Source organism: Kangsaoukella pontilimi (assembly GCF_009830125.1).
GTDB classification, from domain to species: domain Bacteria; phylum Pseudomonadota; class Alphaproteobacteria; order Rhodobacterales; family Rhodobacteraceae; genus Kangsaoukella; species Kangsaoukella pontilimi.
In genome coordinates, this window is record NZ_WUPT01000002.1 from 1,181,009 (window position 1) to 1,200,489 (window position 19,481).

The following is a 19,481-nucleotide window of genomic DNA, read 5'->3' on the forward strand; positions in this document are numbered from 1 at the left end:
CTTCGCCGGGTCGCGCCGGGCGGATGCTGACGCATTCGCTTTTCCGCAAACGCTGACGCATTCGCTTTTCCGCAAACGCTGACGCATTCGCTTTTCCGCAAACGCTGACGCATTCGCTTTTCCGCAAATGCTGACGCATTCGCTTTAGGCGAGGGGGCTGTTTGCCCCCTCGCGCACCCCCGAGGATATTTACGGGCCGATAATGGACAGGTGTGGTGGGGGGCGTGCGGGGCAGGTCAGGTCGTCAGAGTTTCGACGGAGAGGATGGTAGGCAGGTGGCGGGCGATCTCGGTCCAGGTCTCGCCCGCGTCGTGGCTGCCGAAGACCGAGCCGGTGTTCGTGCCGAACCAGACGCCGCCTGCCTCGCTGTCGTCCGTGGCCATCGCCTGTCGGAGGACGGTGAAGAAGCACCCCTGTTGAGGCAGGCCTGTCCGCATCGCCTCCCAGGTCTCGCCCGCGTCGGTCGAGCGCCAGACCGCCGCTGCCGCACCCGGCGGGAAGCGGCCGGCGCTGTCGCCGTTCAAGGGGAGCGTCCAGAGCGTGTCGTCGTCGTGCGGGTGGACGGCGATGGGAAAGCCGAAGGTGGAGGGCAGCCCCCCGGTGATGTCGTCCCAGCTTCGCCCGCCATCGCGGGAGCGCCAGACGCCGTGGTGGTTTTGCTGGTAGAGCGTGTCGCCGCCGGTCCCCCGCGCACGGACCATGTTGTGGACGCAGTGTCCCGTCTGGCCATTCCGGGGAGCGGCGGGATGGTGGTGGTGACCGCTGGCCTCGGCATTGGAGAGGCGGTTTCGGCGCTCCCAGCATTTGCCGCCATCCTCTGTCGCGAAGACGCCCGCTGCCGAGATGCCAAGCCAGAGCCGCGCGGGGCGGGCCGGGTCGGGGACAATCGTGTGGAGCGTCAGGCCGGCCGCGCCGCCGGACCAGTCGCCGCGTCCGTCGAAGCCTTCAAGGGCGGTGTTCATGGTCCAGGTCGCGCCGCCATCGGTCGAAGCGAGAAGCTGGGCAGGGCGGGTGCCCGCGTAAAGCGTGCCGTTCGACAGGCCAATGGACCAGACCGAATTGAAGGCATCCCCGAAGGGCGCAGGCTCGCTTGTGTCGATGCCCAGCATTTCGGCCACCTCGGGTTCTGCCTCGGCCCAGGCATCGACCTCGCCCTTGGTCAGGCGGGCGTTGGTCCAAGTGGCGCCGCCATCGGTCGAGCGCCAGACACCCGCCCCGAAGAACGCGTTGCCGCCGCCTGCCCAGATATGGCCCGTCGCCGGTTCGCCCTTGACGTGGTTGATTGGCCAGCCGCCCGCGTGGGGGCCGTCCACCGTCCAGCCATCGGGGCCGTTCCGGATCAGGAAGGCGCCCTTGGTCGTGCCGACGAGGATGGTGGGGTCCTTGGTCATTGCGCGCTCCTGCCGCGTGGGTGTCTCGGGGGGGGCGAGTTTAGCAGGATTCGTGCGGGGCGTCGCGCCTGCCCGTCGGTCTTGCGCGCGGGCGGCGGGCGGCGCATAGCTTGAAGCCAACTGGGTGCGGGACGTCAGGGAGAGTGACATGCGGGATGACAAGGCAGAGGGCCACGGCCCGTCTCTTGGCGCCTTCGACTGGGCCGATCCGTTCCATTTGGACGCGCAACTGGCCGAGGACGAGCGCATGGTGGCCGAGGCCGCGCGGGCCTATGCCGCCGACCGGCTCGCCCCGCGTGTCGAGGCGATGTATGCGGGCGAGGGTGTGGATCCGTCGATCTTTAGCGAGATGGGCGAGATGGGGCTGTTGGGCGTCACCATCCCGGAAGAGCATGGCGGGCTGGGCGCGGGCTATGTGACCTATGGCCTTGTCGCGCGCGAGATCGAGCGGGTGGACTCGGGCTATCGCTCGATGATGTCGGTGCAGTCGTCGCTGGTGATGTATCCGATCCATGCCTATGGGACCGACGCGCAGCGCGCCAGATACCTGCCCAAGCTGGCGAGCGGCGCGTGGATCGGCTGTTTCGGCCTGACCGAGCCCGAGGCGGGCTCGGACCCCGGTGGCATGAAGACCACGGCGAAGAAGACCGAGGGCGGCTACGTCCTGAACGGGGCCAAGATGTGGATCTCGAACAGCCCGATCGCCGATGTCTTCGTCGTCTGGGCCAAGTCCGAGGCCCATGGCGGCAAGATCCGGGGATTTGTGCTGGAGAAGGGGACGAAGGGGCTTTCGGCGCCGAAGATTGAAGGAAAGCTTTCCTTGCGGGCGTCGATCACGGGCGAGATCGTTCTGAAGGACGTCGAGGTGGGCGAGGAGGCGCTTCTGCCGGGTGTCGAGGGGCTGAAAGGGCCGTTCGGCTGCCTGAACCGCGCGCGTTATGGCATCGCCTGGGGCGTCATGGGCGCGGCGGAGGATTGCTGGCACCGGGCGCGGAGCTATGGCCTTGACCGGCGGCAGTTCGGGCGGCCTCTGGCGGCGACGCAGCTTTATCAGAAGAAGCTGGCCGATATGCAGACCGAGATCGCACTGGGCCTTCAGGCGGCGCTCCGCGTCGGGCGGATGATGGACGAGGGGACGGCGGCGCCTGAGGCGATCAGCCTGATCAAGCGGAACAATTGCGGCAAGGCGCTGGACATCGCGCGGGCGGCGCGGGACATGCATGGCGGCAACGGGATCATGGGCGAATACGGGGTGATCCGCCACGCGCAGAACCTCGAAACGGTCAACACCTACGAGGGCACCCACGACATTCACGCACTGATCCTTGGCCGCGCGCAGACGGGCCTGCAGGCGTTCTTCTGATGGCCGCACCGCTTGAAGGCCTGAAGGTTCTGGAGCTGGCACGCATTCTTGCCGGGCCGTGGACCGGGCAGGTACTGGCCGATCTGGGGGCGACGGTGATCAAGGTCGAGGCGCCCGAGGGCGACGATACCCGCCGCTGGGGTCCGCCCTTTATCGAGCGCGAGGGCGACCGGTCGGCGGCCTATTTCCATTCCTGCAATCGCGGCAAGAAAAGCGTGACCGCCGATTTCAGGGATGCGGACGATCTGGCCATGGTCACGCGGCTGGCGGGCGAGGCCGACGTGGTGATCGAGAATTTCAAGCTGGGCGGTCTGAGGCGCTATGGCCTCGATTACGAGAGCCTGAAGGCCGCCAATCCGGGGCTGGTCTATTGCTCGATCACAGGGTTCGGGCAGGACGGACCTTATGCGGCGCGGGCGGGTTACGATTACCTTGTGCAGGGCATGTGCGGGCTGATGTCGATCACTGGTGATCCCTCGGGCGAGCCGCAGAAAGTGGGTGTGGCGCTGACCGACATCTATACCGGGCTTTATGCGGCGACCGCCATTCAGGCGGCGCTGATCGCGCGGGGGCGAACGGGCGAGGGCGCGTGGATCGACATGAGCCTTCTGGACGTGGGCGTCGGGACGCTCGCCAATCAGGCGCTGAACTATCTGAGCACCGGCGTTGCGCCCATGCGGATGGGGAACCAGCATCCGAATATCGTGCCCTATCAGGTGTTTGCCGTGGCCGATGGTTCGGTGATCATCGCCGCCGGGAATGACGGGCAGTACCGGCGGCTTTGCCGCGTTCTGGGCCGGGACGATCTGGCAGAGGACCCGCGCTATGCCACCAATGGCGGGCGGGTCGCAGAGCGGGATGCGCTGGTGGCGGTTCTGGCGGACGAGTTCGCGAGGTGGACCAAGGCGGATCTGTTGGCGGCGCTGGAGGCCGAGGGCGTGCCTGCCGCGCCGATCAACGATATCGGCGAGGTTTTCGCGGACACTCAGGTGATCGCGCGGGGAATGCAGATTGCGCCGGGTGGCGTGCCGGGGGTCAGGACGCCCATTCGTTTCGATGCGATGGACCTGTCGCTGGCCCGGCCCGCGCCCGGTCTCGGTCAGCATGACCCGGAGGTGCGCCGCGCCGGCTGGAGCGGCGCGGCCGACCCGGAGGTCTAGGCGCGGCTCAGGCGGCGCGGTCTGTGCCGGGTGTGCCTCTGAGCGCGGTCCAGGCGTCGTAATGCGCCAGGAACACGCGGCCGTTCAGCGCGTCGAGGAAGTGGGTCTTGCCCAGGCGGTCGAGGACCGGTCCCTTGACCTCGGACAGGTGGAAGCCGACGCCCTGCTCGGTCAGCCGGTGATTGAGGGCCTCAAGGCTTTCGAGCGCCGAGAAGTCGATCTCGTTCACCGCTGAACAGAGGAGCACGACATCGCGAAGCTCGGGGTCTCGGGCGAGGTGGTCGAGGATCATCTCCTCCAGAAAGCGCGCATTGGCGAAATAGAGGCTTTCGTCGATCCGGAGCATCAGAAGGCCCGGCTGTGTCTCGACCTTGTGGCGGAGCACGTTCCGGAAATGCTGGGTGCCGTGGACGAGGCCGAGAACGGCCACGTGGGGGCGCGCGGTCTTGTAGATATGGAGGACGAGCGACAGGATGACTCCCGCCGACACGCCCGCCTCGACGCCCGCGCCGAGGGTTAGCAGGATCGTCGCCAGAACGGCGGCGAAATCGGCGCGCGAATAGCCCCAGGTCCGTTTCAGGATCGACAGGTCGACCAGCCCGAGGACGGCGACGATGATGGTCGCGGCGAGCGTCGCCTTGGGCAGGAAATAGACAAGCGGCGTCAGGGCGACGGCGGCGATGGCGAGGCCGATGGCGGTGAAGGCACCTGCGGCCGGCGTCTCGGCGCCCGCGTCGAAGTTGACGACCGAGCGCGCGAAGCCCCCCGTCACCGGGTAGCCGCCCGAGAAGGCCGCGCCGATATTCGCGGCACCCAGACCGATCAGTTCCTGGTCGGGGTCGATCCGCTGCCGGTTCTTGGCGGCGAGCGTCTGGGCCACGGATATGGATTCGACGAAGCCGATGACCGAGATCAGAAGCGCCGGGACCAGTAGTCCTTGCAGGATATCGGGCGAGAGGTCGGGGATGGTGAGCGGCGGCAGGCTTTGCGGGACGTCGCCCACGATGGCGACGCCGCCCGTGCCGAGGTCGAGCGCCCAGACCAACGCCGTCGTGCCGGCGACCGCCGCGACGGGGCCGGCCTTGGTTGCGATGCCCGCAAGGCCGGGGGCAAGCCCGAGGCGCAGTAGCGTCGGCTTCAGCCGGGACCGCGCCCAGAAAAGGAAAGCGAGCGCCGCAAGGCCGATGGCGGCGGTCGGCAGGTGGATCTGGCCGAGATGCGCAGCAAGTGAGGTCAGGATCTCGGGCAGGGTGTGGCCATGGGCCTCGACGCCGAGGATATGTCGGACCTGGCTGGTGGCGATCAGGATGCCGGAGGCTGTGATGAAGCCCGCGATGACCGGGTGGCTGAGGAAGTTGGCCAGAAAGCCAAGGCGCAGCACCCCCATCGCCAGAAGCATCGCGCCGGACAGAAGCGCCAGCGTCAGGGCCGCCGCTGCATATCCCATCGTGCCCTGTTCAGCGACCTGGCCGACAGCAGCGGCAGTCATCAGCGACACGATGGCGACCGGCCCGACCGCCAGCGCGCGGGAGGTGCCGAAGACCGCATAAAGCAGGATCGGCACGATCGACGCATAGATCCCCGCCTCGGGAGGCAGTCCGGCCAGAAGCGCATAGGCGAGCGATTGCGGGATCAGCATGATCGTCACGATCACCGCTGCGATCAGGTCGTTTGACAGGGCGCTGCGCGAGTAGCTGCGGCCCCAGTCGAGGATGGGAAGGTATCGTGTCAGCTTGGCCATGAGAGGGGTCTTTTCGGAAAAGGGCGGGCGGGGGCGTTCATTGCCCCCGCCCCCCGTGCGGTTCAGGCCGTCTGGGCCTGAGGTGTTATCGCGGTCCAGAGCGCGGTCGAGCGCGCGCCGCTCCGGCAATAGGCGAAGACGGGGCCGGGAAGCTCGTCCATTGCGCGAGCGAACTCGGCCACGGGCGTGTCGAGCAGAGCGCCGTGCACCACGGGGATATAGCGGAAGGCAAGCCCCGCCGCCTCGGCCGCGGCCTTCACCGCGTCATGGTCCGGCTGGCCCGGCTCTTCGCCGTCCGGGCGGTTGTCGATCACCGCCCGGAACCCTGCCGCCTTCAGCGCGGCAAGGTCTGCGAGGGCGATCTGCGGGCCGACAGCCAGCCGCTCGTCAAGGTTTCGGATTTCCATTGTACTGGTCCTTTCACGGCCGGTCAGAGCTTGTTGACCGGCACTTTCAGCATCGGGTTGCCGTCCTTGTCGGTGGGAACTTCGCCTGCGCGCATGTTCACCTGGAGGGACGGGATGATCAGTTTCGGCATGGCGAGCGTCGCGTCCCGCTCGGTGCGGAACTTGACGAAATCCTCTTTCGTCTTGCCGCCGCCCACGTGGATGTTGTGCGCCTTTTCCTCGCCCACGGTGGTTTCCCACTGGATGTCGCGGCCATTCGGGCCGTAGTCGTGGCACATGAAGAGCCGCGTCTCGTCGGGCAGCATCAGCACTTTCTGGATGCTGTCGTAAAGCGTTGCCGCATCGCCGCCGGGGAAGTCGGCACGGGCCGAGCCGCCGTCCGGCATGAACAGCGTATCGCCCACGAAGGCGGCATCGCCCATCACGTGAACCATACAGGCGGGGGTGTGGCCCGGCGTATAGATGGCGAAGGCGTCCATATTGCCGATCTTGTAGGTGTCGCCGTCCTCGAACAGCGCGTCGAACTGCGAGCCGTCGCGCTGGAACTCGGTGCCTTCGTTGAAGATCTTGCCGAAGGTGTCCTGAACGACGAGGATCTTGTCACCCACGCCGATCTTGCCACCCAGTTTCTGCTGGATGTAGGGCGCGGCGCTGAGGTGGTCGGCATGGACGTGGGTTTCGATGATCCAGTCGAGAATCAGCCCGCGTTCCTCGACCTCGGCGATCAGACGGTCGGCGTGATCGTAGGTGATCCGGCCTGCGGCGTAGTCGATGTCCATCACGCTGTCGACGATGGCACAGTGATTGCTGGTCGGGTCCTTGACGATATAGCTGATCGTGTTGGTGGCCTCGTCGAAATGGGCCGAGACGTCGGGTTTGACGCCCATGTTGACGGGGTAGGTCATGTCCTGAAAGTCCTTCATGTCGGTCTCCTTGAGAATCGATTTAAGGGACCATTGCATGAGGGGCTTTAAAGCCTCGGTGACTTCGTCACATTTCTCCGGCGGACCTTGCCAGGCGCTCCAATCCGGGGCGTCCGACGATGTGGACGGTGCCGCGCGACTGCTCGACCCAGCCGCGGCGCTGGAACTCGGACAGGGTGCGGGAAATGACCTCGCGGGCGGTGCCAAGCTCGGTTCCCAGCACCTGATGCGTGGCCTTCACCGTGTCGCCGTCGCCCGCAAGCTCCAGCAGTTTGGCGGCGAGGCGGACGTCCATCCTCTGAAAGACGATATCGTCGATCAGCGTGAAGAGGTCGGTGATACGGCGGGAATAGGCCTTGAAGATGAAGTTGCGGAACTCGGCCGACCGGGCGGCGAGATCGTCGAAGGTCTTGCGGGGTATGGCGACGGCACGAACGTCGGTCTCGGCCACGCCATCGGCGGAGTAATCCTCGAAGGCCAGCATGCAAGCCGTTGTCAGCACGCAGCTTTCGCCCGCATGAACGCGGTAGAGAAAGACCTCGCGCCCGGTATCCGACTTTTGCTGCACGCGCACCGTGCCTTCCAGAAGCAGAAGCAGATTGTCGGGCGAACTGCCCGGCGCGAAAACTTCGGTCCCGGCGGGCACGTCGATAACCTTGCTGCCCTTTTCCAGCGTCTCACGCAGGTCGGCGGGCAGTTTGCTCAGCCCCTCGAACCGGTCGATCCAGCTTGCTTCGGTCGTGCTCATGCCAGTCATCTCCCATTTGCCGCGCCTCGGCCCCCGATCACGAGCCTTCTGCGGCCACCATATGGCCTTTCGCGCTCAGGGGGGGCGTCCGGCGTGACCGAGATCGAGGCGATGCCCGCGTCCACCAGAACCTTGTCGACTTCCGGATGGTTGGACGGCGCCTGACCGCAAAGTCCGACCTTGGTACCATGCTCGTGCGCCTTGGCAATGACCGTGCGGATCATCCGGTCGGGGGCAGGGTGACGTTCATTGAGGATGGGGGCCAGCTTGTCGCTGTCGAGGCCAAGCCTCCGTTGCGTCAGGTCGTTCGAGCCGATGTAGAAGCCGTCGAAGGGTCCGTTGTGACGCCCGAGAAGAACCGAAAGCTCTTTCGCGCAGTGTTCGGGATCGACACCGGCCAGCGCAAAGACCTGCGCCTCGCCCGTGTTATAAACCTTGGTGACCCCTTCGGTTCTGAAGACGCAGTCCGGCATCTGCCCTCGCATTGGTTTCGGCAACCGGGCGGCAGTCGGGACCGTCCGGCTTTGGGTGCCTGTCTAGCGCGGCGGCCCAAAGGGGGCATTGTTCTGTGTCAATGCCCGCCGATCCTGTCCGCGGCGCGGCGGTCACGTGCGGTGCGCTGGATCATCGCCTGTGTGACGGGTGGGCCGAGGATTTCGAAAACTACGGTCGCGGCGATCGTGAGCGTCATGATCGTCTCGGCCCAGTCCGGTTTGGCCGCTGCCGCGACAAGCGCCATGCCGACCGCGACGCCCGCCTGCGGCAGAAGCGCAGGGCCATAGAGATGCACCTCATGGCGCGGCACCCGTCCGATCCGGCCTCCGATTTCGGCGCCGATAAGGCGGGCGAGTATCCGCAGAACCACATAGGCCGCCGTCAGACCGCCGAGGGCCAGAAGCGCGTCGAGTTCCAGCGTGGCGCCGGCCAGCAGGAAAAACAGGATCATGAAAGGCACTTCGATCCGCTCGATCTCGCTGAAGGCATAGTCGTGGTGCCGGGCAAGGTTCGCGATGAGCGCGCCGGCGGTCATGCCCGCGATCAGGAACGAGATATCGAACCAGAGCGCGATACCGGCGGTCAGGAAGACGATGCCGAAGGCCTCGGTCTGAAGCGGTTCGCCCGGCTTCAGCCGGCCTGACAGGAAGGCGGACGGCAGGCCCACGACCGCCCCCAGAAGCACCGCGCCGCCGATATCCCGGACCGCGTGATAGAGGGGCATCGTCCAGTCGCCCGACTCGTGGACGAGCGCAAGGCAGAGGCTGAACACCAGAAGGCCCCAGACATCGTCGATGGCCACGATGCCGCTGACGGTTTCGGTGAAGCCGTTCTTGATGCCTGACTGGCGGATTACATCCGCAATGGCGGCGGGCGCGGTCGCGGTGGCGATGGCGCCGAGAAGAAGCGCAAGGCCCGGCTCGATCCCGATGGCGCTGAGGCCCGCCCAGACGACAATGACCGTCCCGAAGACCACAGCCAGCGAGATCGCGAAGATCGCGCGCCCGTGGCGGTTCATGTTCTCGCGGGTCAGGTCCGCGCCGAGAAGGAACGCCACCATGGTCAGCGCCACGACCGAGATCGGCTCGAACCACGCCGCCGATTGCTCGGGCAGGAGGCCCAGCCCGGACTGTCCGACCAGCAGGCCGAGGAGGAGAAGCATGGTCACACGCGGCAGCCGGGTCAGGTGCCCGATATGGTCCGCGGCAAGTCCGCCGAGGAACAGTACACCGAGCGTCACCAGAACGATTGCCTGATCCATCGTCTTCGCCCAGCCGGACCCGCGCCCGCCCCTAGCGGAGCAGGCCGAGGTCCTCCATGTCGATGCCCAGAGGCCCGCTCAGGTCCGCCATCGAATCGTAGAGAAGTTCGAGAGCGTAATGGGGGTTGTGGGCATAGTTGCCGGGATCGGCTGTGACGAGCTTCCAGTTGAAGGCCGCGCGCAGGCTGCGGGGCGTCCATGCGCCATAGGCCACCGGAGAGCCGTCCTCCATGTCGATCGCGCCGTCGCCATTCGCGTCCTTGAAGAAATACGGATAGCGGGTGCCGTCATAGATCGTCGGTACTCCGGCGACCTCGGCCGTGTACTGGCGGATCATGTCGAGCAGACGCGCCGCGTTATTGGCGATGTCCGAGCGGATGCCGACAGACGTATTGCCGGTGCCGTCATAGCTTTGCCGCGAGATGCGAATGTCGCGCGGGCTGTCGGCTTGGTGGCAGGTGAGGCAGGGTTCGAACGCGATCTCAAGCGTGTGCGGCTCGTGGCACGAGTTGCAGCTTGCCACGGGTCGGGCGTGGAAGAAGCGGCCGGAATAGTCTTTTCCGTCATAGTGATAGCCCGCCTGACCGTAGCCACCCAGCCATGTCGCGGCGGCGGTTGCGTAGTGCGGGTTGATGAAGCGCAGATCGGAGTTGGGTTCGTCCACCGCCATGTCGGCGGTGGCTTTGACCACCGTCGCGCCCGCGCTCCGGCCCTGATGGCAGGTGAGGCACGACGCCTCGACGCCGGTGACCGGATGGACGACGCCCGAAGGCAGCGTGACCTCGGTCACGTTGGCAAGGCCCGCGTTGTGGCAGGTGCCGCAGTCGACGACGCCGCCTGTGTCGATGGTGCCGTTCACGACGCCGACCTCGGTGCCGTCTAGCCCGTGGAAGTCGCGGAAGCCCTCGCCGGAATGACAGGTGGCGCAGGCGGCGCGGACCTCGCCGTCGTCGTCCCAGTGGCTGAAGGCCTCGGCGGCGGCGTTCGCATGGGCCGATCGGAACCAGTCCGAGATAGCCTTGTCGTTGTCGATCTGAATGTCCGCAGGCTTGAACGGGCCGGATTGCGGCAGGGCGAAGGGGATCGCCGTGTCGTCCTCTGCGGCGTCATCGGTACTGATCTGACCCAGGCTGACGCTGCCGAAAAATACGGCGGCAAGAAAGAGCGCAAGGCCGAAGGAAAGAAGATTGGGAATGCTGGAGTGTCGCATATGGCACCTCCTGAATGGGAGATAATGATGCCTTCCAAAAGAACATATCTGTGTTACGGTTTCACTAGAAATTTCCGAAATCCCTGTCCGATGCGCGACGGGCAGGGGTGCAAGTAACTGAGAAGCCATGTCTTTTCTTGGACGTAGCGCCGGCCTGATACCCGAGATCTCCTCGCCTCCCGTTGTGGGTGGCACTGAAGACGTTGTCACGGAAGAGACTGCTGTCCGCCCGGGCAACGGGGCTGCGCCGGCTGTGACGCCCCTTGTCCGGGAAGGTGACCTGGTGGCGGCGGGTGCTGCGGTCGCCTGTCTCAGACACGCGCCCGATGTCTGCTTTGTCGCCCCTGTTGCGGGCCGGGTGGCGCGGCTGTCGCTGTTGCCAGGTCGGCGCCTGTCCGAGATCGTTCTCTTTCGCGAGGCTTCGGGGGATGTCGAGCGGCACGATACGGCCGATGCGGGCACGGCTGCCGGTTTGCGACGGCTGATGCAGGGGGCGGGCATCTGGCCCTGGCTTCGGCGGCGCCCGTTCGGCGGCATGCCCGCCCATAACGAAGTGCCGGCGGCGATCGCAGTGATGGCGGCGGATACGCGGCCCCTTGCGCCCGATCCGGCGACGGCGCTGGAAGGCCGGGAAGAAGCGTTCCTTCGGGGCGTCGCCGCGCTTGAGACGCTGACCGATGGGCCGGTACTGATATTTTCCGCCGAGGGCGCGCGCATTCCAGACACGGGCCGTGGCGCGGGGCGCATCCGGCGGCTCATTTGCGGGGCGCGGCATCCGCAGGGCTCGGCGGGCATCCGCATTCATCAGGCCTTTCCGGCGGGGCTGGAGGCGCCGGTCTGGGACATCCATGCCGAGGACGTGGCCGCGTTCGGCACGCTTCTGGAAACAGGAGTTCTGCCGATGCTGCGTCTCGTGCGGATCGGTGGGCCGGCGCTTCGCGAGGGGCGACTACTCCGGACCCATCCGGGCGCGGACTTGCGGCAGTTGACCCGGCGGATCGTTGCCCCCGGCCAGCATGTGGTGTTGGCGGGCTCGGTGCTGGATGGCCGCCCGGCCCAGTGGCTGGGCCCGCGCGACCGGCAGGTGAGCGTCTTGCCGCGGGAGGGCGCGGCCCGGAAGCCGCACTGGCTGATCGCCGCGCTCAGCCGCTCGGCCATCGCCCCCGCGATCCCGAGCGCCGGGCTGGATCAGGCCTTTGGCGGCGCGTTGCCCGCGCTGCCCTTCATCCGGGCGCTGGCCGCAGGCGATGATGAGACGGCGATGAAACTGGGCCTGTTGTCGCTGCTCGAAGAGGACGTGGCGCTGGCCGATTATGTGCTGAGCGAAGAAGGGCAGATCACGGCGCAGCTTCGCGCCATGCTCGACCGTATCCAGTCCGAGTTCGCGCCATGAGCCGGGGTCTGTGGAACCGCGAGACGGTGGCGCTGGTGCTGATCGCGTCGCTGATGCCTCTGGCGCTGTTCTGGGTCTGGATCGAGGGGATCGGCGCGCTGGCACGGTTCGGTCTGGCGCTGCTGGTCGCTGCGGGATGGCACCTTGCGTTCATGCTGCTCAGGGCGCAGCCGCCGTCCCTGTCCGTGCTGACGACGGCGCTGGCCATCGGAATGCTGGCGCCCGAGGAACTGGGCGTCTTCCGCATGGTGCTGGGCATAAGCTTCGGCGTGGTCATGGGCGAGCTTGTCTTCGGCGGCTGGGGGCGGAACGTGGTCCACCCGTCGACTGTCGCGCTCTCGTTCCTCGGCTTCGGCTTTCCGGCCTTTGCATGGCCGGTCTTCGAGGCGCCCGTCGCATGGGCCGCGGTGCCGGCGCTTCTGATCGGGGTGGCCTTCGGCGTCATGCCGGCGGGCGTCGTCCTGAGCGCGGCGCTGGTGGGTGCGGGCGCGGCGGCGGCGGGGATGTTGCCCGAGCCGGCGCTTCTGGCGGGGGGCGTCGTGCTGGCGCTTCTGGTGGCGGACCCGGTGACCAGCCCCGCGACGATGCTCGGGCGCTGGATCGGGGGGGCGTTCTTTGCGCTGCTGCTGGTCTTCTTCGCGGCGGGCTGGACCGGCGCGGCGCCGGTGCAGATTGCGGTGGCGGCTGCGCTTCTGGCGTCTCTGGCCGCGCCGCTTTTCGATGAAATCGCGATCGCGCTCTGGGTCGCCCTCAGAAGGAGGCGTCATGGCCGGACGTGACTGGAATCCGTGGCGGCGTCTCCTGGCGCTGCCGAACGAAAGCCGGACCAAGACGGTTCTGGTGGCCTTTCTGGTCTCGGCCATCTGCGCGGCCCTCGTCAGCGGCGCGACCGTCGTGCTGCGCCCGATACAGGCCGCCAACCGCGCGGCGGAAGAGCAGGCGCGGATTTCGGCGCTGGTGCAGGGCATTCCCGGCATGGGCGCGCTTCTGGAGCAGTCGGGCGGCACGCTTTCCACCGTCGTGATCGACCTTGAAAGCGGGCGGGCCGCGGGGGACGTGACGCCCGCCACGCTGGCCGCCGCGCTGGACGATCCGGCGAACTGGACGGCGCTCGATCCGGGACAGGATCTGGCGGGGCTTGGGCAGCGGCCGGATTATGCGCAGGTCTTACTTCTGCGAAACGGTGAGACGGTGTCTTTGCTGCTGTTGCCGATGAGCGGGCAGGGCTATGGCGGGCGGATCGATGCGATCATGGCGCTGAGGGGCGATACCAACACCATCGCCGGAATCGCGGTCACGCAGCATTCCGAGACGCCGGGCCTTGGCGGCCGGATCGAAGAAGCCGCGTGGCAGGCCGGTTTTCCGGGCACCGAGCTGGGGGACGAGGCGGGCGAGATACGGTTCCGCGTGGCGCGCGGCGCCGCCTCGAGCCCCTATGAGGTGGACGGGATCACGGGCGCCACGAGGACTGGGCGCGCGGTCACCGGCATGGTGCGGTTCTGGCTGGGGTCGGACGGCTACGGCCCGCTTCTGGCCGCGATCCGGCGCGAGGAGTTCTGAGGGGTGGCGCGGCGCATCGACTATTGGGGCGTTCTGACCCGCCAGCTGATCAGCCAGAACCCGGTGACGCTGCAGATTCTGGGGATTTGCTCGGCGCTGGCGGTCACCACCAGCCTTGCCACGGCGCTGACGATGTCGGTTTCGCTGACGGTTGTGCTGACGCTGTCGGCGGGGATCGTCAGCGTCATCCGGCACCATATCCCCGACAGCATCCGTCTGATCGTGCAGATCGTGATCGTGGCGTCCCTTGTGATCGTCATCGATCAGGTGTTGCAGGCCTATTTGCCGGATATCAGCCGGGCTCTGTCGGTCTATGTGGGGCTGATCACGACCAACTGCCTTGTGCTGGGCCGAACCGAAGCCTTCGCCCGGCACAACCCGCCCTTGCCGACGATGGTGGACGCGTTCGGGAACGGGTTGGGCTATTCCTTCATCCTGCTCCTTCTGGGCGGCATTCGTGAGCTTTTCGGCAAGGGCGAGCTGTTCGGGATCGAGGTTCTGCCGCTGGCCGATGCGGGCGGGTGGTTCACGCCGCTCAGCCTGATGCTTTTGGCGCCATCGGCATTCTTCCTGCTCGGGCTCTTGGTCTGGGCGATCCGCAGCCTTCGCCCGGAACAGGCCGAGGCGCCGGAATACTCGCCGCCCCGGACGGCTACGGAGGCGGCGGAATGACGGGGCTCGGTTCACTTTTCCTGACGGCGGCCTTCGTGGACAACATGCCGCTGACGCTGTTTCTGGGGCTGTGCACCTTTCTGGCGCTGTCGAAGCGGCCCGAGGCGGCGGTGGGGCTGGGCGTGGCGATGACAGGGGTTCTGGGCGTGACGGTTCCGCTCAATCACTTGATATATCAAGGGCTTCTGGCGCCGGGCGCATGGGCCTGGGCAGGGATGCCGGACCTCGATCTGTCTTACCTGTCGCTCATTGCGTTCATCGGCGTCATCGCGGCCGCCGTGCAGCTTCTGGAGATGATCCTCGACCGGTTTTTCCCGGCGATCCATGCCGCCTTCGGGGTCTTCCTGCCGCTTCTGACGGTGCAATGCGCCATCCTTGCGGGCAGCCTCTTCATGGTCGAGCGCGATTACACGCTGGCCCAGTCGCTCGTCTTCGGCCTCGGCAGCGGGACGGGCTTCGCCGTGGCCGTGGCGATGCTGGCGGCGATCCGTACGCGGCTGGCCTATGCAGACCTGCCCGCCGGGCTGCGCGGTCTCGGCATCGCCTTCGTGCTGACCGGGCTGATGTCGCTCGGCTTCGCCTCTTTCGCGCAGATGGCGGCGGCGCAATGACCGAGGCGCTGATCGGTTCCCTCGTGATCGTGGTCCTTGTGGTCGGACTGACCGTGGGGCTGCTCCTCCTCAGGAGCAGGCTGGTGCCGGATACGGCTCTGGACGTGGCGGTGAACGACGCGCTGCATCTGGCGGCACGGCGGGGCGACAAGCTGCTCGGCGTGCTTCACGGGGGCGGCGTGATGATCCCGGCGGCCTGCGGCGGCTCGGGCACCTGCGGGCTCTGCCGTGTGACGGTGACGGGCGAGGGCGCGGGCGGGCCTCAGGCGACCGAGCGCGGTGTCCTGTCCGCGCGCGAGCGGCGCGACCATGTGCGGCTGGCCTGTCAGACGACGCTGAGGGGCGATTGCGCGGTCAGCGTGCCCGACGACATCCTGAGCGCGGGCGGCGGGTTCACCGGGACCGTCGTCTCGGCAAGGATGCTGGCGCCGCTCATCCGCGAGATCGTCGTGCGGCTGCCCGAGGACCGGTCGTCCGAGTTTCTGGCCGGCGATTTCATGCAGATCACCGCGCCACCCTACCGGCTGGATTTCGGGTCCATCGACGTGCCGCCGGAATTCCGGGAAGCGTGGGAGATTTCGGGCTGGCGTGGCCTTCGGGCGGGTTCGGAGACCGAGGTCACGCGGGCCTATTCGCTGGCGAGCCGGCCCGAGGACGAAGGGCACGCGGTGTTCAACATCCGCCTCGCCGTGCCGCCGCCCGGCCGCGAGGACGAGGTGCCGCCGGGCGTGGTGTCGTCCTGGCTGTTCGGGGTCGCGCCGGGGGACGCGGTGACGCTTTCCGGTCCGTTCGGCGAGTTCCACGTCCAGCCCACGGCGCGCGAGATGGTCTATGTGGGCGGCGGGGTCGGTATGGCGCCCCTGCGCGCCATGATCCATCAGGAGTTGGGCAAACCGGGCGACCGGCGCATCCGGTATTTCTATGGCGCGCGCTCGGCGGCAGACCTGTTCTATTCCGACGAGTTCGAGGCGCTGGCCGCCGCGCATGCGCGCTTCACGTGGTCGCCCACGCTGTCCGAGCCCGCACCGGGCGACCGCTGGACCGGCAAGACCGGTTTCATCCACCAGACGCTTTTCGACGAGATGCGCGCGCATCCGGCCCCGGAAGAGTGCGAGTACTACCTCTGCGGGCCGCCGGTGATGATCTCTGCGGTACTTTCGACGCTGGCGCGGCTGGGCGTCGAGCGCGACCTGATTTTCTACGACGATTTCGGAGCCTGAGAGATGACGACACGCAAATCCGCCCCGATCTTCGCCCCGTCGCGCCGGACGGCGCTTGGCCTGATCGGGGCGACGCTGCTGGGGCCAAAGGCGGCGCTCGCGGCGGGCTTGGAGAGTGCAGGCGGCCGGGCGTTCGGTACCACGTGGCGCATGGTCTATGGCGGACCGGGAGAGCGGGAGGGGCTGACGCGAAGGATTGGAGCGGTTCTGGCCGAGGTGGACCGCGTCTTTTCGCCCTGGCGTGCCGATAGCGATCTGAGCGCGTTCAATGCCGCGCCCGATGGTGTGGCGGTGGCGGACCCCAGCCTTGCCCATGTCACCGCCGCGGCGCTGGATATCGCGCGCCGGAGCGGCGGGGCTTTCGATCCGACCGTGGGGCCGCTTGTGGCGCGCTGGGGCTTTGGACCCATCGACGCGCCGGGCGGCGGAGCGCCCGACTGGCGGGGCATCCGGGCCGCCGGTGCGGGGATTGCCAAGGGGCGGCCCGACCTGACGCTGGATCTCTGCGGGATCGCCAAGGGCTGGGCGCTGGACCGGGTCGTGGAGCTTCTTCGAGGCGACGGGGTCGGAGAAGCCCTGGTCGAGATCGGCGGCGAGTTCGCGGCCATCGGCACGCATCCCGAGGGGAGGGACTGGCGGGTGGCGGTCGAGGCGCTCCGCGTGGGGCAACCGCCCGTCGCGGCGCTCAGGCTGGCGCCGGGTATGGCGGTGGCCACGTCGGGCATCGCCGCTCAGAGCTATGAGCTGAACGGGCGGCTTTATTCCCACATCATCGACCCCGGCACCGGTGCGCCTGCGGGCGGTGCGCTGGGCTCGGTCACGGTGGCGGCGGGCGACGCGATGACCGCCGATGGCTGGGCGACCGCGCTGTGCGCGGCCGGGCCGGTTCTTGGACCCGAAATCGCACGGGCCGAGGGGGTGGCGGCGCTGTTCGTCAGCGCCGAGGACGCCGGTCACCGGCAATGGACGACCGGAGCCATGCGGGAGTTGGTCCTGTGACGGGGGAGGGACGCTGATGGAGGTCATCTTCGCGATTGCGATCATCTCGCTGGCGGCGGGAGGGCTGGGGCTTGGCCTTGCCTTTGGGCGCGGGCCGGCGCGGACCAGTTGCGGCGCGGCGGACGATCTGAGCGTCGGGCGCTGCGCCGATTGCCCGCTGAGGAAGCGCCACCGAGGGGAGGGCGCACCATGACCGAGTACCGCGTGGGCGCGATCATGCGCGCCGACATTCCCACAATGACCCCCGCCACGCCGATCCGGCGCGCGGTGGCCGTGATGGTCGATGCCAAGGCCGCCGCCGCCCCGGTTCTGGGCGACGACGGGCGGCTTGTGGGCATCCTGACGCAGAAAGACTGTTTTCGCCCCGCGCTTCACGCCAGCTATCACCGGGAATGGAGCGGGACGGTCGGTGATCACATGTCGCCGGAGGTGGTCACCGTCAGCGTCGAAGACGAGGTGATCCGCGTGGCGGAACTGTTCCTCAAGCACCCGCATCGCGTGTTCCCGGTACTCGACGGGGCGCGGGTGGTGGGGCTTGTTCATCGCTCGGACGTTCTGGCGGTTCTGACCCGTCTCGGGTGATGCGGACGGCCGGCTGCCTTTAGTCCGACAGGCAGAGCTTGTTGCCGTCCACGTCCCGGAGATAGGCGGAATACTTGGGGCCGCGCTGCCCCGGCGCACCCTCCGATGTGCCGCCGAGGGTGAGGGCACGGTCATAAAGGCTGTCGACCTCTGCCGCCGAGCCGACGCAGAAGCCTATCATGGTGCCATTGCCCACGGTGGCCGGTTGACCGTCGAAAGGGAGCGCGATGGCGAAGGCAAAACCCTCACCCAGCCAGTAGGTCATGCGGTCGGTCGGGGTGATGCGGTTCAGGTCGTGCCCGGCGAAGAGCCGGTCATAGAAACCCTTTGCCGCGTCCATGTCGTTCGTGCCGAGAACGGCGTAGTTCATCTTCATGTACTTGGTCCTTGTAGGGGGTGTGGCTGCGCGTCATTCGCTGATGAGGCGGAAGAATTCGACCAACTGGCCGTTGGGGTCGGTGATCTTGAGAATGTGGATGCCCGGTTCCTCGATGATCCCGGGCACGGAGGCCCCTGTGTCAGCGAGGCGGGTGCGCAGGGCTTCGAGGTCTTCCGATTGCAGATACGGCACCGCGCCCGTGCCGGGCTGAGCTTCCGGCGCGTATCGCGCGCGGGAGACCACGGCGAACCAGCCGCCGCCCACGCCGAAGGCTGCGAAGTCGGGCAGCTCGATCGCGGGGCTCTGATCGAAGAGACGCCGGTAGAAGGCGACCGAGCGCTCCATGTCGTCGGTGGGCACATAGGCCCCCATGGCGACGATGGGCCGGGGCGCGTCGGCGGCGGCGGTGGCGGGCAGAAGCGCTGCAAGGGCGATGACGAGGAAGGGTCTCATTGAATAGGCTCCTTTCGTTGATTTCCGCGCTTCTACCGCCCCTATGCTGACAGCGTGTTGTCAGCATAATGTCAGTATGGTCCAAGTCCTTGAGAGGAGGCGTCATGCGACGGGGCGACAGGCTGTTCGAAATCATAGAGATCCTGCGCCGTTCGAGGGGGCCGATCTCGGCGCAGTCCATCGGGGCCGAGCTGGGCGTGACCAAGCGGACGGTCTATCGCGATGTCGCGGCGCTGATCGCTCAGGGCGTTCCGATCAATGGCGAGGCGGGCGTCGGCTATGTGCTGGAACCGGGCTTTCACATGCCTCCGCTGATGCTGACCCCGGACGAGATCGAGGCGGTGGTGCTGGGCGTGCAATGGGTGCGGACGAGGGGCGAGCCGGAACTGGCGCGGGCGGCGGACAAGCTGATCGCCAAGCTGGAGGCAGTAGCGCCAGAGAAATACCGAACCTCGTTCCTGCAGCCGTCGGTCAGCGTCGCGCCTGTGGTGACGCCTGCCGAGGTGCTGGGTGCGGCGGCTATCCGCGGGGCCATCCGTCGGGGGCGGAAGATCGAACTGGTCTATGCCGACAACGCGGGGCGCAGGACCCGTCGTGTCATCTGGCCGATCCTGCTGGGCTACCGCGACACGAGCCGGATCATCGCGGCGTGGTGCGAGCTGCGCGAGGGCTTTCGGTATTTCAGAACCGAGCGGATCGCCGAGGCAGCGGTGCTCGAGGCCGCCATACCCCGCCGGATGGACCTGCTCCGCGCCGAGTGGGAGCGGGCGATGGCGACGGAGCGGCAGCGCTACGAGGATGGATTGACAGGCGGAGCCGGGGACTGAGGCGGTCGCTGGGCCTTGCGGCGCGGCTTCGCGGGGTGTACCCGGCATGCCACCGGTCGCAGCCTACCCGGTCATCAAAACAAGGG

At 67.4% G+C, this 19,481-nt stretch carries 22 protein-coding genes; 12 read left to right on the forward strand and 10 right to left on the reverse strand.

Annotated features, from left to right (window positions below; genetic code table 11):
* Positions 1 to 236 precede the first annotated feature (236 nt).
* Positions 237 to 1,391: a WD40/YVTN/BNR-like repeat-containing protein gene (locus GQ651_RS15375; protein WP_160765077.1), complete on the reverse strand. Its 1,155-nt coding sequence runs from the start codon at positions 1,389 to 1,391 to the stop codon at positions 237 to 239.
* Between the two features lie 148 nt (positions 1,392 to 1,539).
* On the opposite strand from GQ651_RS15375, the gene GQ651_RS15380 reads away from it, so the two are divergent.
* Both GQ651_RS15380 and GQ651_RS15385 read left to right on the forward strand, forming a co-directional pair.
* A complete protein-coding gene (locus tag GQ651_RS15380) occupies positions 1,540 to 2,754 on the forward strand; it encodes an acyl-CoA dehydrogenase (RefSeq protein ID WP_160765078.1) in 1,215 nt (404 codons plus the stop codon).
* Positions 2,754 to 3,914 (forward strand): CaiB/BaiF CoA transferase family protein, encoded by a 1,161-nt coding sequence (locus GQ651_RS15385; RefSeq protein WP_160765079.1) that lies wholly within the window; start codon positions 2,754 to 2,756, stop codon positions 3,912 to 3,914. The genes GQ651_RS15380 and GQ651_RS15385 overlap by 1 nt, the downstream gene beginning before the upstream one ends.
* A 7-nt stretch (positions 3,915 to 3,921) precedes the next feature.
* On the opposite strand, the gene GQ651_RS15390 is transcribed toward GQ651_RS15385, so the two are convergent.
* The 7 genes from GQ651_RS15390 to GQ651_RS15420 form a co-directional block, all read right to left on the reverse strand.
* A complete protein-coding gene (locus GQ651_RS15390) occupies positions 3,922 to 5,655 on the reverse strand; it encodes a SulP family inorganic anion transporter (RefSeq protein WP_160765080.1) in 1,734 nt (577 codons plus the stop codon).
* A gap of 62 nt (positions 5,656 to 5,717) precedes the next feature.
* Positions 5,718 to 6,062 carry a TIGR01244 family sulfur transferase gene (locus GQ651_RS15395; RefSeq protein ID WP_160765081.1) on the reverse strand — a complete coding sequence of 115 codons (345 nt, stop codon included), beginning with the start codon at positions 6,060 to 6,062 and terminating at the stop codon, positions 5,718 to 5,720.
* 23 nt (positions 6,063 to 6,085) lie between these two features.
* On the reverse strand, positions 6,086 to 6,967 hold the full coding sequence (locus tag GQ651_RS15400) for an MBL fold metallo-hydrolase (protein ID WP_160765200.1): 882 nt from the start codon (positions 6,965 to 6,967) through the stop codon (positions 6,086 to 6,088).
* A gap of 85 nt (positions 6,968 to 7,052) precedes the next feature.
* Positions 7,053 to 7,733, reverse strand: coding sequence for a Crp/Fnr family transcriptional regulator (locus GQ651_RS15405; RefSeq protein WP_160765082.1), 681 nt, complete (start codon positions 7,731 to 7,733; stop codon positions 7,053 to 7,055).
* A gap of 5 nt (positions 7,734 to 7,738) precedes the next feature.
* Positions 7,739 to 8,206, reverse strand: a complete 468-nt coding sequence (locus tag GQ651_RS15410) for a putative PEP-binding protein (protein WP_227258210.1) — start codon at positions 8,204 to 8,206, stop codon at positions 7,739 to 7,741.
* Between the two features lie 98 nt (positions 8,207 to 8,304).
* Complete coding sequence (locus GQ651_RS15415; RefSeq protein ID WP_160765084.1) at positions 8,305 to 9,489, reverse strand: cation:proton antiporter; 1,185 nt, start codon at positions 9,487 to 9,489, stop codon at positions 8,305 to 8,307.
* 31 nt (positions 9,490 to 9,520) lie between these two features.
* Positions 9,521 to 10,699, reverse strand: a complete 1,179-nt coding sequence (locus GQ651_RS15420) for a cytochrome c3 family protein (protein WP_160765085.1) — start codon at positions 10,697 to 10,699, stop codon at positions 9,521 to 9,523.
* A gap of 253 nt (positions 10,700 to 10,952) precedes the next feature.
* On the opposite strand from GQ651_RS15420, the gene GQ651_RS15425 reads away from it, so the two are divergent.
* The 9 genes from GQ651_RS15425 to GQ651_RS15460 are packed head-to-tail and all read left to right on the forward strand — an operon-like array spanning position 10,953 to position 17,736.
* On the forward strand, positions 10,953 to 12,092 hold the full coding sequence (locus GQ651_RS15425) for a Na(+)-translocating NADH-quinone reductase subunit A (RefSeq protein WP_319637455.1): 1,140 nt from the start codon (positions 10,953 to 10,955) through the stop codon (positions 12,090 to 12,092).
* Entirely contained in the window at positions 12,089 to 12,871 is a 783-nt protein-coding gene (locus GQ651_RS15430) for an RnfABCDGE type electron transport complex subunit D (protein WP_160765087.1), read from the forward strand. The genes GQ651_RS15425 and GQ651_RS15430 overlap by 4 nt, the downstream gene beginning before the upstream one ends.
* Complete coding sequence (locus GQ651_RS15435) at positions 12,858 to 13,652, forward strand: FMN-binding protein (RefSeq protein ID WP_160765088.1); 795 nt, start codon at positions 12,858 to 12,860, stop codon at positions 13,650 to 13,652. Before GQ651_RS15430 ends, GQ651_RS15435 begins: the two co-directional genes overlap by 14 nt.
* Positions 13,653 to 13,655: 3 nt before the next feature.
* Entirely contained in the window at positions 13,656 to 14,324 is a 669-nt protein-coding gene (locus tag GQ651_RS15440) for an NADH:ubiquinone reductase (Na(+)-transporting) subunit D (protein ID WP_160765089.1), read from the forward strand.
* A complete protein-coding gene (gene nqrE, locus GQ651_RS15445) occupies positions 14,321 to 14,935 on the forward strand; it encodes an NADH:ubiquinone reductase (Na(+)-transporting) subunit E (RefSeq protein ID WP_160765090.1) in 615 nt (204 codons plus the stop codon). Before GQ651_RS15440 ends, nqrE begins: the two co-directional genes overlap by 4 nt.
* Positions 14,932 to 16,155 (forward strand): NADH:ubiquinone reductase (Na(+)-transporting) subunit F, encoded by a 1,224-nt coding sequence (nqrF, locus tag GQ651_RS15450; RefSeq protein ID WP_160765091.1) that lies wholly within the window; start codon positions 14,932 to 14,934, stop codon positions 16,153 to 16,155. Before nqrE ends, nqrF begins: the two co-directional genes overlap by 4 nt.
* 3 nt (positions 16,156 to 16,158) lie before the next feature.
* On the forward strand, positions 16,159 to 17,154 hold the full coding sequence (locus tag GQ651_RS15455; RefSeq protein WP_160765092.1) for an FAD:protein FMN transferase: 996 nt from the start codon (positions 16,159 to 16,161) through the stop codon (positions 17,152 to 17,154).
* A 16-nt stretch (positions 17,155 to 17,170) separates the two neighbouring features.
* Positions 17,171 to 17,347 carry a hypothetical protein gene (locus GQ651_RS18810; RefSeq protein WP_227258211.1) on the forward strand — a complete coding sequence of 59 codons (177 nt, stop codon included), beginning with the start codon at positions 17,171 to 17,173 and terminating at the stop codon, positions 17,345 to 17,347.
* The gene (locus GQ651_RS15460) at positions 17,344 to 17,736 is read left to right on the forward strand and encodes a CBS domain-containing protein (RefSeq protein ID WP_160765093.1); all 393 of its coding nucleotides are present in this window, start codon (positions 17,344 to 17,346) and stop codon (positions 17,734 to 17,736) included. Before GQ651_RS18810 ends, GQ651_RS15460 begins: the two co-directional genes overlap by 4 nt.
* Before the next feature lie 19 nt (positions 17,737 to 17,755).
* Here the strand turns inward: GQ651_RS15460 and GQ651_RS15465 are convergent, their stop codons facing one another.
* Both GQ651_RS15465 and GQ651_RS15470 read right to left on the reverse strand, forming a co-directional pair.
* Positions 17,756 to 18,112, reverse strand: a complete 357-nt coding sequence (locus GQ651_RS15465) for a VOC family protein (RefSeq protein ID WP_160765094.1) — start codon at positions 18,110 to 18,112, stop codon at positions 17,756 to 17,758.
* A 33-nt stretch (positions 18,113 to 18,145) separates the two neighbouring features.
* Positions 18,146 to 18,568 (reverse strand): VOC family protein, encoded by a 423-nt coding sequence (locus tag GQ651_RS15470; protein WP_160765095.1) that lies wholly within the window; start codon positions 18,566 to 18,568, stop codon positions 18,146 to 18,148.
* Between the two features lie 104 nt (positions 18,569 to 18,672).
* On the opposite strand from GQ651_RS15470, the gene GQ651_RS15475 reads away from it, so the two are divergent.
* Entirely contained in the window at positions 18,673 to 19,395 is a 723-nt protein-coding gene (locus tag GQ651_RS15475) for a helix-turn-helix transcriptional regulator (protein WP_160765096.1), read from the forward strand.
* Positions 19,396 to 19,481: the final 86 nt, after the last annotated feature.